The sequence below is a fragment of the Streptomyces sp. NRRL F-5123 genome, from assembly GCF_000721495.1.
GTDB lineage: Bacteria > Actinomycetota > Actinomycetes > Streptomycetales > Streptomycetaceae > Actinacidiphila.
Genome location: NZ_JOHY01000024.1, coordinates 1 through 12900, shown reverse-complemented (window position 1 = coordinate 12900; position 12900 = coordinate 1). Strand labels below are relative to the sequence as shown.

Sequence of the window (12900 nt, the reverse complement as noted above, 5' to 3'; positions counted from 1 at the left end):
AGGCATTGCGGGGCACTTGTGAGGCTTTCGAAAAGATCCCCCGCGCAATTCCGGCGAAGTCACCGTCAACCTCGCACGGGCCGCGGCCCGGCGGCGGCCGCGCGGGCACCCCGGTGATCCTTTCGTCAGCCGCGCTCACGCGCATACCGCAGCAGCACCACCCCGTTCCCGAATGTCCGGCTCTCGGTCAGCCGCAGCCGCTTGCGGTCGGCGGCGCCCGGGAAGAGTCGCTTGCCGGCGCCCAGCAGCACCGGGTGGACGTAGATCACGTATTCGTCGATCAGGTCGTGCGCGGCGAACGCGGCGGCCAGGTCCGCGCCGCCCAGCGCGAGATCGCCGCCCGGCCGCGCCTTGAGCGCCTCGATCTCGGCGGGCACCACCTCGCGTACCACCGTCGTGTTCCACGCCGCCTCCTCCAGCGTGCGGGAATACACGATCTTGGGCATCTCCCGCCAGATCCGGGCGAATTCCCGGACCGGGTCCGGGGCCTGCGGATCCTCGTCGGCGGTGGGCCAGTACTCGGCCATGAGTTCGTACGTGACACGGCCGTCGAGAAATGCGCCCATGTCACGCAGCTGATCGTTGAAGTAGCCGTGCAGCTCGTCGTCCACGAGATGCCAGTCGATCTCCCGGTTCGGCCCCTCCATGAAACCGTCGAGTGAAACCGACATCGCCAATACGATTTTCCGCATCGCGCCCGCACGCTCCTCTCCGTGTTCGCGGCCGCGTCCGCGTCCGCGACTCGTTCGGGTGTTCGCATTTCCGGTATCCGGATACCCCTGCCCCGGATTGTGCCGCGCGGGTCCGACAATGCGGTGTCACCAGCGCTTTCGGCGCGCGCGATAGGCTCGGCCGCGACCGGAGGACGTACCGCCGGCGGGCGGCGGGCAACAGGGGAGGACGGCGCGGTGGACGAGGCGGCACGGATCCAGGACGAAACGGTCGGCGGCTATCTGGAGCAGCTGGCCGCCCGCGTACCGGCCCCCGGCGGCGGCGCCGCCGCGGCGCTGCACGCCGCGCAGGGCGCCGCGCTGCTGGCCATGGTCGCCCGCTACTCGACCGGCGAGAAGTACGCCGCCCACGCCGACGCGATCGAGCGGATCACCGCCGAGAGCGACGAGCTGCGCGGGACCGCCCTCAGCCTCGCCGCGGCCGACGCGGCCGCCTTCACCGCCGTGACGGACGCGTACGCGCTGCCGCGCGGCGACGACGCGCAGAAGGCCGCGCGCTCGGCGGCCATCGCGCGCGCCCTCGAGGGCGCGGCGCACCCGCCGGGCGCCGTCGTCGCCGTGGCCCGCCGGCTCGTCGCCCTCGCGGAGGAGCTGCTCCCGATCGGCAACCGCAACGTCGTCACCGACGTCGCCGCCGCGGCTGAGGCCGCGCGCGCCGCGGCGACCACCGCCCGCGTCAACGTCGAGATCAACCTCGCCGGCATCAAGGACTCCGCCACCCGCGCCGCCCTCGCCGCGACCGTCACCGACGTCGACACCCTCGCCACCCGCGCCGCAGCGGTGACCGACTCCGTCCGCGCATCCCTGGCCTGACCCCGTCCCCGCACCCGCGCGGGCGGGCGGGACAGGCGATGAACGCTGACCTCCTCCTGGCCGTCGCCCGTCCCCGCGTCCGCGCGGGCGGGACGCGCACCGGATCGGTGGGGTGCCGCGCTCCCGCACGGCGGGACAGCCCCCGGCGGCGCACCCGCACGGATGAACGCAAAACCGACGTCCGAGTCGTACGGGTTGTGGAGGGGGTGGGGAAACCCCGCCGGAGGCGCCGCACACCGGACGCGGAACCTCAGAGGCTCCAGCCCCCGCCGGAGGCGCCGCACACCGGACGCGGAACCTCAGAGGCTCCAGCCCCCGCCGGAGGCGCCGCACGCGGAACCTCGGAGGCTCCGACCCCCGCCCGACGCCCCGCACACCGGACGCGGGGACGACGGGGCCGCCCCGCCGCCCCGTCCCCGCCCGCGGAGCGCCGAGCGCCTACGCTGGCGCTGCGCGCGCCCGCGCCCCCGTCCCGTCCCGTCCCGTCCCGAGGAGCCCTCAGCCATGAGCGACAGCACCGCATCCCTCACCGGCGCCGAGTGCGCGGCCGGCTTCCGCGCGGAGGCGCAGGAGATCGCCGAGCGCCTGGTGCGAGAGGGCGGAGCGGCGCCGCGACTGGTGGTCGTCGTCGCGACGGAGGACGAGAGCAGCGCGTGGTACGTGCGCTCGATCACCCGTGCCGCCGCGAGGATCGGCATCGCCTGCGACACCGTCACGCTCCCCTCGGACGCCGAACCGGGCGTGATCCGGAAGCAGTTGGCGACGCTGAGCGATGACGCCTCGGTGCACGGGATCATCCTGCAGACGCCGCTGCCGCCCGGCGCTTCCGCCGCGGACCTGGCCGGGGCCATCGCGCCGGGCAAGGACGTGGACGGCGCCAACCCGCTGAGTCTGGGGCGGCTCGCCGCCGGGCTGCCCGCCTTCGCCCCGGCCACCGCCGAGGCCGTCGTACGGCTGCTGGACGCGCACGGGCTCGCGCTCGCGGGCCGTACGGTCGCGGTCGTCGGCCGCTCCACCGTCGTCGGCAAGCCGCTGGCCCACCTGCTGCTGGACCGCGACGCGACCGTGACCGTCTGCCACTCCAGGACCGCCGACCTGGCCGCCGTCACGCGCGGCGCGGACATCGTGGTGGCCGCGGCCGGACGCGCCGGGCTCGTCACCGCCGAGCACCTCGCGCCGGGCGCGGTCGTGGTCGACGTCGGCACCAACCCCACCGAGGACGGCGGCCTGACCGGCGACGTGGACGCGGACTCCGTACGGGGCGTCGCCGCGGCCCTCTCCCCCGTGCCCGGCGGCGTCGGCCCGGTCACCACCGCGCTGCTGCTACGGCACACCGCCATGGCGGCGGAGGCGGCGCAGCACCCGGAGGACACGCACGTCACACCGTAGGCGTGACATCTGTCATGGCCGGGTCCGGACGGACGGCTCTGCCGCCGGCACCCCGCCCCCGGCGATGCTCGTGCCATGACGATCACCGAGGCACTTCCCGCGACGGACACCACTTCTGACGCCCTGGCGGCCGCGGCCGGCACCGCCGCCGCCAACGGCTCGGCAACAGGCCGCGACGTGGCGACGGGCAAGTCCGAAGCGCCGAGCGGCACCGCGGACTTCCGGCCCGTACCGGTGTGGTTCTTCGCCTTCGAGGGGCTCATGGGCGCGTCCTTCGACATCCTCAAGGCCCACCCGGACGGGTGGATGGTGATCGCCGGGTGCGCGGCCGTGAACCTGGTGCTGGCCTCCACCGTGCTGCGCGGGCGGCTCAAGATGGCCAAGGCGATGCTCAAGGGCAAGCGCACCCGCAAGATCGCGCTCGGGCTCGTCGCACTGCGGCTCGGGGTGCACGTGGTGCTCGGCGCGATCGGCATGCACGCGACGTCCGGCTGGGCGCACCTGGCCTTCGCCGCGGGAATGTGCGCCGCCACGGTGGGGCTGCTGGCCTTCGACCAGCGGGTCGTGCTGCGGGCCCTGTGCGCGGAGCAGGCCGCGTCCGCCGGCCGGTGATCGCCCGGGCCGCGCCCCGGCCCGCGGGAGACGCCGCATATGCTGCGCGCAGGACGCACGTAGCCCACGTACGAACCGCACTCGTCCCCTTACGGAAGGCGGCAGCATGAGCACCCGTACCGCAGTGGTCACCGGCGCGAGCAGCGGGATCGGTGCCGCGACCGCCCGCAGGCTCGCCGGGGCCGGCTTCCACGTGGTGCTCGCCGCGCGCCGCACCGACCGCCTCGACGCCCTCGCGAAGGAGCTGGAGGCTGCGGGCCACAGCGTGTCCGTGCACGCCCTGGACGTGACGGACCGGGCGGCGGTGGACGCCTTCGCGGCGGACCTGGCGGAGCTGCCTCCCGTGCACGTCCTGGTCAACAACGCGGGCGGCGCGATCGGCACGGACCCGGTCGCGACCGCGGACCCCGCCGACTGGCGGGCGATGTACGAGGTCAACGTCCTGGGCGTGCTGAACGTCACGCAGGCCCTGCTGCCCGCCCTCAGCGGCTCCGGCGACGGCACGATCGTGGTGCTGTCCTCGACCGCGGGCCTGGCGACGTACGAGGGCGGCGGCGGCTACGTGGCCGCCAAGCACGGCGCCCACGTCATCGCCGAGACGCTGCGGCTGGAGCTGAACGGCCACCCGGTGCGGATCATCGAGATCGCGCCCGGCATGGTCAAGACCGAGGAATTCTCCCTCACCCGCTTCCGCGGCGACGCCGAACGCGCCGACGCCGTCTACGCGGGCGTCGCGGAGCCGCTCACCGCGGACGACGTCGCCGACACCGTCTGCTGGGCCGTCACCCGCCCCGCACACGTCAACGTCGATCTGCTGGTGCTGCGCCCGCGCGCCCAGGCGTCCAACTACAAGGTCCACCGGGTGCAGTAGCGGCTCCCCCTCCTCCGGAAGGCCCGGCGCACATCGCGCCGGGCGGGCGCGCTCGGGCGCGTACCGGCTCCTGACGTCACGTCAACTCTCCGCGGATTCACTCGCGCCGGGCGGTTACCGACGCGTAGATGACGGGAAACATTTCCGCGCGGCTCTTCGCGCGTAGACCCGCTCGTCACTCCCGCCCCGTTGACTCGGGGGCTCGTGCGAAGAACCGGACACCCCGTCAGTGCCCCACCACCGCCCGGAGGTTCCCATGCGCCCCACCCGCCGTCTGGCCCTTCCGCTTGCCGCCGCGGCCCTCGCCCTGCCCGCCGTCCTCACCGCGGCCGCCCCCGCCGGCGCCGCTCCCGCCGACAAGCCGCAGGTGCTCAGCAGCTGGACGCAGACCAGCGCCGCGAGCTACAACGCCTGGCTCGCCGCCCGCAACAACCAGGCCGCCTGGTCGGCGTACGGCTTCGACTGGTCGACGGACTACTGCTCGGACTCCCCCGACAACCCGCTCGGCTTCCCCTTCAAACTCTCCTGCGCCCGCCACGACTTCGGCTACCGCAACTACAAGAAGGCGGGCACCTTCGCCGCCAACAAGGCCCGGCTGGACAACATGCTCTACGCCGACCTCAAGCGGGTCTGCGCCGGCTACTCCGGCGTGACCAAGTCCGCGTGCGACTCGACGGCGTGGACGTATTACCACGCCGTCGACATCTTCGGCAGTGCCGCGCCCGCGGCGAAGACGTCCTGAACCACCCGGCGGGCCGGGGCCGTTGGATGCCCCGGCCCGCCGGCACACCGGCGTCAGCTGTGGGCGACGGTGTGCGCGTGGAAGGCGACGCGCGCGCCTTCGTCCCGCCCACGTCATGGCGACAACGCCCGTCGGCTGCCGCAGTGTTGGCAGCCGGTGGTCCGGCGGGCCCGGACGAGCTGGTGTCCGAAGAGGCAGCCCTTTCGTACCCGATGGTTTGACCCGCTCCGCGCTGCCGATCCCGGCCTGTTCACGCGACGGTGTCGGCTGGTGCGGTTTCCGGGAGCTGGGGGTTCGGTGCGCATGCGTCAGCACGTCGGCGGTAAGGAAGCCGGTGCCGGTGCCCCGGGGGCGCGGCCCGGCCGGTCCGCGAGCCGCGCGCTGCGGCTCGGCACCCTGGTCGCCGGGCTGGTGCTCGTCGCCGGAGCGGTCCCCGGCATGGCCGCGGGGCCTTCCGCGTCCCCGTCGGCCGTCGGCCCACCGGTCAACCCCCAGGTGGTGGACCAAGCGCTCGCACCCGGGGAGTCCACGCACGTGGCGAAGACGGTGGACACGCCGACGATTCCGCCGCGGCCGGACGTGGTGCTGATGATCGACGACACCGGCAGCATGAAGGACAGCATCAGCAACGTCGCAGGTTCCATGCAGACGGTGGCGACAGACGTCCTCCAGCAGCAGCCCGACGCGCGCTTCGCCCTCACCGCGTACGGCGACGTGACCGACGGCGCGGACGTCTTCACCGTGGAACACCAACTGACGTCGGACGTCAGCGATGTGAGCAGGTGGTTCGACAACCTTCACGCGGAGCGCGGCTACAACAGCCCCGGTCCCGCCGAGGACTGGATCAACGGGCTCTGGCAGATCGCCAACGGAGCGGGCGGGCGGATCGCCTTCCGGCCGGAGGCCAGCCCGATCGTCGTCCTCATCGGTGACGCCTCCAGCCACGACCCCAGCGTGGACCACTCGCTCGACAGCGCCATCGGTGCGCTCAAGAGCGCGGGTGTACGCGTCCTCGCCATCGACATCGACACCACGCTCGGTGACGGTCTCGACGGCAACGGCGACACCCCCGACAACCACGAGGGCACCCACGACCCCGACGAGGCGACCAAGGTCGTCAACGCCACCGGCGGCAAGCTGATGTCCGGCGTGAACGAGAACGCCGTGGCCCAGGCCATCAGCGACGGCCTGGTCAACCTCCCCACCACCGTGACGTACGAGACGGTCAACTGCGACCCCGCCCTCACGGTGAGCCTCGCCCCGGCGTCCCAGCAGGTCACCAGTGGCGAGACCGCGTCCTTCGACGAGACGGTCGCCGTCGCGCCCGACGCGCCGCAGGGCACCGAACTGACCTGCGCGGTGCAGTTCCTCCTCGACGGCAAGGTGCCCGGCGGGGCCGCTCCCGACGTCGTGACCGCGGCCCCCGTACGCAACAGATCCGGAACGGGCCCGGCCCGTACGGCCCTTGCGGCCCCGGGAACGCCGTCGTCCGGCGAGGACGGGGCGACGGGTGTGCCCGCCGCCACGGACCGTCCGGCAGCGGCAGCGGCAACGGGCAGCCCGGGCGGCACCGTTGCCGGGGTGGGCCTCGCTGCGGGCGTGGGCGGCGGCAACGCGGCCTGCGGCTGGGGCCTGGTGGCCGGACTCGGCGCCGGCCTGATCGCGGGTCCGGACGGCCTCGTCGCGGGCCTGGGAGCCGGCCTGCTCGGCGGCGTGGCGGGCTGCGACGGCGCGACGGGCGGTACGGGCACGAACTTCGGTACGTCCACGGGCACGTCGTCCGGTACGACGACCGGCACGACGACGGGAACGTCCACCGGAACCACGACCGGCACGACCACCGGAACCACCACCGGCACCACCACCGGAACGACCACCGGAACCACCACCGGAACCACCACCGGCACCACCACCGGAACGACCACCGGAACCACCACCGGCACCACCACGGGTACGTCCACCGGAACCACCACCGGAACGACCACCGGAACCACCACCGGCACCACCACGGGTACGTCCACCGGAACCACCACCGGCACCACCACCGGCACCACCACTGGAACGACATCCGGCACCACCAGCGGCACCACCGGTGGTCCCGGGACCCCGCTTCCCGAACCTGCCAACGACTACCAGGAGATCATCGGCATCGCCGTCCGCGACGTCACCGCCCCCGTCGTGACCGTCGACAGCCGGTCGGTCGAGGCGCAGGGTTCCGGGGGCGCGCGCATCAGTTACACCGCGACCGCCGTGGACGGCGTCGACGGCCCGCTGCCCGTCACCTGCACGCCCGCCTCCGGCTCGCTCTTCCCGCTCGGCGCCACCACCGTCACCTGCACGGCAACCGACAGCGCGGGCAACACCGGTACGGCGGAAGCGACGTTCACGGTGCTCCCGAAGCCCATCCCCGACCAGGCGGACCTCGCTGTCCGCATCGGCGTCGGGCCCGCGCCGACGTACACCGGCGCCCGTACGCTCGCGCAGGTCACGATCACCAACGCCGGCCCGCGCGCAGCGACCGGCGTGGTCGTGTCGTCGGTGTGGCCGGCCACCGCCGCGGGCAAGAGCAGCGTCGGGACGACGACGGCGTGCACGAGCGCGAAGCCGTGCACGATCCCGCCCGGCGGCCGGGTCACGGTGCTCCAGCAGGCCGTCTACCACGTGCCGCTCACCGGCACCGTGCGCGTCGGTGTGCACGGCTCGCCCGCGGACCCGCGGGCGGCTGACAACACCGCGACCGCCCCGCTCCGCGTCCTCCAGCCGACGCTGACGGTCAGCCCGGCGGTGGTCCGGCCCGGTGACGTGGTCGTGGTGCGCGGCACGGACTTCCCGCCCGGCACGGCCGTCCCGCTGTCGTGGAGCCGCGGGATCACGGCCCGGACCGACCCCGCGCTCGTCGCGCCGGACGGCACGTTCGCGGCGCAGGTCGTCGTCCTGCCGCGCGACCTGCTCGGAGCGCGCAACCTGCGGGCCACGCCCGCCGGTTACGACCCGCCGGTGCCGCTGCCGGTGCTGGTCGTGCAGCAGACCGTGCAGCCGCCGGACTTCGCGGCCCGCGGCTGAGCCCGTACGAGCGCCGGGCCCGTACGAGCACCGGGCCGGGGACGAGCACCGAGTCCGTACGAGCCGGAGGAAGGCAGGTAGGCACATGATCCACGAGGTCGACGACGCTCTGCGCGCCCTCTTCCGGGCGGAGCCACTCGCAGGCGGGCAGGTCTCGGTCGTCTTCGACGCCCCCACGCGCGACTGGGCGGCGAAGGTCAACGCCCCCACCGTCAACCTCTACCTGTACGACATCCGCGAGGACATGCGGCGGCGCGAACGCGGCCTGCTCAACGAGTACGACGAGCACGGCACCGTCACGGCCCGGCGCCGGCCGCCGCGCTACTTCAAGCTCTCGTACCTGATCACCGCCTGGACGCGCCGCCCGGAGGACGAACACCGGCTGCTGTCCTCGCTGTTGCTGTGCCTGCTGCGCTACGAGGCGCTGTCGCCCGAGCGGTTCAGCGGCACGCTGTCCGAACTCGGCATCTCCGTGCCGATGAGCGTGGCACTGCCGCCGCCCGAGGACCGGTCGTTCGCGGACGTGTGGAGCGCGCTCGGCGGCGAGTTGAAGCCGTCGCTGGACCTGGTGATCAGCGTGCCGGTGACGGAGTCGCCGGTGTACGCGGCGGGTCCGCCGGTCGGCGAGGACGGGCTGCGGCTCGGCTTCTCCGAGGGCGTCCCGCCGCCCGGGGCGTCGGCGGAGCGCCCGCCCGCCCGGACGCCGTCCGGGGCCGAACTCCCCGTCTACGGAAGCACGCCGAACGTCCCCGCGCCGCCGCCGCGCGAGCCCCGCGAGCCGCGCCGGTCGGGCATCACGTCCCGTGTGGCGGAGGACCGGTGACGCCGGACCCGGCGGAGGGGGGCGGGGCGTCCGCCGGTCTGAGCCTGCGGCATCTGCTCGCGCGGGCCGCGCTCGTCGAGGAGCGGGTGCGGCGGGCGGTGGACGCCCGGCAGGCGGTCGACCCGCAGCCGGACGACGCCTTCCGCGGCCTCTACCTCAGCGACGAGACGGTGCGGCGGCTGCTGGACGAGGGCCGCTCGCTCGCCGGGCCCGACCAGACCGACGCGGAACGCTTCGCGGAGGCGGAGGCGTTGGCGGACGCGTCCGAGCGCACCCCTGCGGGGGGCTTCGGCGGCATCGGCGGCATCGGCGGGGGCCCTTACCCCGGCAGCCCCGAACGCGCGCCCGGCGTCGGATCCGACGCCGGCTGCCGCGACGGCTTCGGCGTCCGAGCCGACGACGGCTTCGGCGGCGGCTTCCGCGACGGCTTCAGCAGCGGCCCCTTCGGCAAGGCCCTCGACGGCGGCGGCCCCGTACGCACCGCCACCACCGCTGCCCCCGCCCGCGGGGCCTCCCGGCTGCGGCACCTCGCCCGCGCCTTCGGCCTCACCGACCTCGACGTCGAGATCCTGCTCATCGCCCTCCTTCCCGACCTGGACGACCGCTTCGAGCAGTTCTACGGCTACCTCAACGACCATGTCGCGCGCTGCCGCCCCACCGTCGGGCTCGCCCTCGGGCTGTGCGGGCGGGCGGCCGCCGATCCGCAGGCGCGGGCCCGGCTCGCGCCGCAGGCCCCGCTGCGGTCGGGCGGGCTGCTGGTCGTCGAGGAGACCGAACGCCCGTTCCTGGGACGGTCGTTGCGTGTGCCCGACCGGGTCGCGGGCCACCTGCTGGGCGACGACACCCCCGACCCGCGGCTCGCCGACCTGCTGACGTCCTGGCACGACGTCCCCGGCGTCGGCGACCCGGACGTCCTCGCCCGCGCCCTGGCCCAGGGCGTCCGCCTCGCCCACCTGCGCGAGGAGCAGGGCGGGGCCGGGACCGCGCTGGCCGCGGCGGCGCTGCTGCGCTCGGGCCACCGCGTCCTCGGCGTCGACCTGCTGCGCCTGACCCAGGACCCGCACCCCGCGGAGGCCGTACGCGTCCTGGCCCGCGAGGCGCGGCTCGCCGGCGCGGGCCTGGTGTGCGCGCCGCTCGAAGCGCTCACGCCCGAGCACACGGAGGCGCTGCGGCTGCTGGCCGACACCGCGCCGCTCACCGTCCTGGTGGGGCGCACCCCGTGGGACGCCGCGTGGTCCGCGCGCCCCCCGCTGCTGCTGCACGCCCCGCGGGTGGACCCGGCGACGCGGGCCGCGCTCTGGGCCCGCACGTACGACGCCCCGGTGCCGGACGACCTCGACGTACGGCTCACGCTCGCGCCCTTCCTCCTCACCCCGGACCAGATCACCCGGGCCGCGCGCTCCACCGCGCAGGCCGCGCTGCTCACGGACGGCCCGCTGGACGCCGACCGCGTACGGGCGGGCGCTCGCGCCCAGAACGCCGCGGGCCTGGACCGGCTGGCCCGGCGCGTCGAGCCCGCGGTGGGCTGGGACGACCTCGTGCTGCCCGCCGACCCGCTCGCCCAGCTCCACGAGCTCGCCGCGCGCGCCCGGCACCGCGACCTCGTCCTCGGCGCGTGGGGCATGCGCCCGGGCGGCGGGCGGGGCCGCGGCGTCACCGCCCTCTTCGCCGGCGACTCCGGGACGGGCAAGACGATGTCCGCGGAGGTCATCGCGGCTGACCTGGGGCTCGACCTCTACACGGTCGACCTGGCGACCGTCATCGACAAGTACATCGGCGAGACCGAGAAGAACCTCGAACGCATCTTCAGCGAGGCCGCGGGCGTCAACGGCGTGCTGCTCTTCGACGAGGCCGACGCGATCTTCGGCAAGCGTTCGGAGGTCAAGGACGCGCACGACCGCTACGCCAACGTCGAGAGCGCGTACCTGCTCCAGCGGATGGAGACGTTCGACGGTCTGGCCATCCTCGCGACCAACCTCCGCGCCAACCTCGACGACGCCTTCACCCGCCGCCTCGACCTCGTCGTCGACTTCCCCCTCCCCGACGCGGCCCAGCGCCACCTCCTCTGGCACCGCGCCCTCCGCCCCGTCCTCCCCCCCGACTCCCCCCTGGACCTCGCCTTCTGCGCCGAGTCCTTCGAACTGGCCGGCGGCAACATCCGCTCCATCGCCGTGACCGCCGCCTACCTCGCGGCGGAGGCCGCCACCCCGCTGACGATGCCGATGCTCATCCACGCGGTGCAGCGCGAGTACCAGAAACTCGGCCGCCTGACCCTCCCCTCCGAATTCGGCCCGTACGCCCACCTGCTCACGACGTGAGGGGACACCGCCCGCCCGCTGGCGTGTTCCCTCGCTGGAACATTTCCTCCGCGCCCCTCGTGACAACTCCACAGCGGTGAGCAAAACTCAAAGCATGGGTGTTGACCGCGAGCATGTGGACCGCGCCTCACGTGAAGCCGCGTACTTCGCATACGCCGAACTGTTCAAGCAGCGGCTCGACCTTTGCCGGAGGGCGGGCATTCAGGCGGCGCTGGCCGTTGGCAGGACTGAGCGAGAAGCAGCGGGCTTCCTCACCGAAGCGCAGAAATTGTGGGCCGAGCCGATCCCTGAGTTCGACCCAGCGGAAAGACTGGTACAGACGTTCGGATCCGCTCAAGTCCTGGAGAGCGCGAACGAAGCCTCGGAGGAACTTACCGCCTATCGCACCGTGGTCAGCAACGCCATCACCGCCGACGCGACCTCACGTGCCGAACACGTGCGTGCCGCCCGTTCCGCCTACGGGCCTGTTTACCGCGTCTACCTCGAATTCCTGCACGCCGCTGCGGACGACATCGGGAGCGACGAGATACTCAAGAGCGGATTCTGAAAGCGTCAACGGCCGACCGGGTCCGCGCCCTTCCGCCGCCATCCCTGCGGTACACCGGGGAGCGACCTTTCACACGCCAGGACGAGGATCTGACGGAGTTCCTCAAGCCTGTCCTCTCCCTCATAGAACTGGCTCATCTGGCTCGCCGACAGGAGCGGCACCGATTCCCTATCGACCACGTGCTCCAGCCAGCTTCCCACTGCCAGCTTGGCGTGCACGGCTGAGGTTTCAAGAAGACGCGACCGGGCCGCGGCCTCACCTTGCCTGTGTTCGTCATAGTATTGTGCGAGGCCGTGCACGAGTGATGTCATGGCGAGCAGCGCCGCCTGCGACCGCGTTCCGTACGCCTGAGAATGGGGGTCCGCCCCACCCTCCTTGGAGCCTCCTTTCCGGACGATCAGTTCAGGTATTTCCGCCGCCTTGACACGGGACGCCTCCAGAGACGTCACCAACCGGCTTGCCTTCGTCGCCCGAGTCATGTCCAGGTGCATAAGTTCACCGGACGCGACACCGTGCATCTCCCCCAACGTACCAGCCAATCCGAGCGCAAACACGTGGTCCCCTCGCTTTGGCCCGCCGAGCTTACCGGACCGATTACCGCGAGGATTTACCTCGCCATCGATACGGTAATGCCGCTCACCCTCCGAGTCTGAATCAAACGCAAGGGTGAGCGCCGCGAGCCGGAAGCGCCGTTTGACTCCAGAAATCCCCCGCTGCGCATCGGACTCGGGGACGTTTTCCTTGGCAATGGACTCGGCAGCATCAAGGCCGGCATCTAGGTCCCGCTGCTTCTCACTGTCGGTCCGGCTGTCAGGCTTCTTTCCTTGGCTCTTGTCCTTGTTCTTCCCCTTGCCGAACTTGGACTTGAGTTTGGCCCAGATCTTCTTGCCGATCTTGACGATGAAGCCCACGATTTTGTCGATGACGCGGTTGACGGGTTTGGCGACGGCGTGGAAGACGGATTTGACTTTGGCGGCGAGGTTGCCGATGC

At 73.1% G+C, this 12900-nt stretch carries 11 protein-coding genes; 9 read left to right on the top strand and 2 right to left on the bottom strand.

All coding sequences use genetic code 11. The features are described 5' to 3' along the window. Positions 1 to 125 precede the first annotated feature (125 nt). Positions 126 to 692: a dihydrofolate reductase family protein gene (locus IH54_RS0120400; RefSeq protein ID WP_031518734.1), complete on the bottom strand. Its 567-nt coding sequence runs from the start codon at positions 690 to 692 to the stop codon at positions 126 to 128. 216 nt (positions 693 to 908) lie between these two features. Here IH54_RS0120400 and IH54_RS0120395 point away from each other — a divergent pair, with 216 nt between their 5' ends. The 9 genes from IH54_RS0120395 to IH54_RS0120355 all read left to right on the top strand — a co-directional run bounded on the left by IH54_RS0120395 (position 909) and on the right by IH54_RS0120355 (position 11909). After that, a complete protein-coding gene (locus IH54_RS0120395; protein WP_234343655.1) occupies positions 909 to 1544 on the top strand; it encodes a cyclodeaminase/cyclohydrolase family protein in 636 nt (211 codons plus the stop codon). A gap of 504 nt (positions 1545 to 2048) precedes the next feature. Next, complete coding sequence (locus tag IH54_RS0120390; RefSeq protein WP_031518731.1) at positions 2049 to 2933, top strand: bifunctional 5,10-methylenetetrahydrofolate dehydrogenase/5,10-methenyltetrahydrofolate cyclohydrolase; 885 nt, start codon at positions 2049 to 2051, stop codon at positions 2931 to 2933. Between the two features lie 75 nt (positions 2934 to 3008). After that, the gene (locus tag IH54_RS0120385) at positions 3009 to 3545 is read left to right on the top strand and encodes a hypothetical protein (protein ID WP_234343652.1); all 537 of its coding nucleotides are present in this window, start codon (positions 3009 to 3011) and stop codon (positions 3543 to 3545) included. A 106-nt stretch (positions 3546 to 3651) separates the two neighbouring features. Beyond that, positions 3652 to 4416 carry an SDR family NAD(P)-dependent oxidoreductase gene (locus IH54_RS0120380; protein ID WP_031518725.1) on the top strand — a complete coding sequence of 255 codons (765 nt, stop codon included), beginning with the start codon at positions 3652 to 3654 and terminating at the stop codon, positions 4414 to 4416. A 256-nt stretch (positions 4417 to 4672) separates the two neighbouring features. Beyond that, the gene (locus IH54_RS0120375) at positions 4673 to 5158 is read left to right on the top strand and encodes a phospholipase (RefSeq protein ID WP_031518723.1); all 486 of its coding nucleotides are present in this window, start codon (positions 4673 to 4675) and stop codon (positions 5156 to 5158) included. A 303-nt stretch (positions 5159 to 5461) separates the two neighbouring features. Further along, entirely contained in the window at positions 5462 to 8221 is a 2760-nt protein-coding gene (locus tag IH54_RS42500; RefSeq protein WP_063762337.1) for an HYR domain-containing protein, read from the top strand. An 85-nt stretch (positions 8222 to 8306) separates the two neighbouring features. Further along, complete coding sequence (locus IH54_RS0120365; protein ID WP_031518717.1) at positions 8307 to 9044, top strand: DUF4255 domain-containing protein; 738 nt, start codon at positions 8307 to 8309, stop codon at positions 9042 to 9044. Positions 9045 to 9082: 38 nt separating this feature from the next. Beyond that, entirely contained in the window at positions 9083 to 11362 is a 2280-nt protein-coding gene (locus tag IH54_RS0120360) for an ATP-binding protein (protein ID WP_420711788.1), read from the top strand. A gap of 94 nt (positions 11363 to 11456) precedes the next feature. Further along, positions 11457 to 11909 carry a hypothetical protein gene (locus tag IH54_RS0120355; protein ID WP_031518712.1) on the top strand — a complete coding sequence of 151 codons (453 nt, stop codon included), beginning with the start codon at positions 11457 to 11459 and terminating at the stop codon, positions 11907 to 11909. A gap of 5 nt (positions 11910 to 11914) precedes the next feature. On the opposite strand, the gene IH54_RS46220 is transcribed toward IH54_RS0120355, so the two are convergent. Then, positions 11915 to 12900 (bottom strand): hypothetical protein (locus tag IH54_RS46220; protein ID WP_199923423.1); only part of this gene is annotated, 986 nt, incomplete at its 5' end.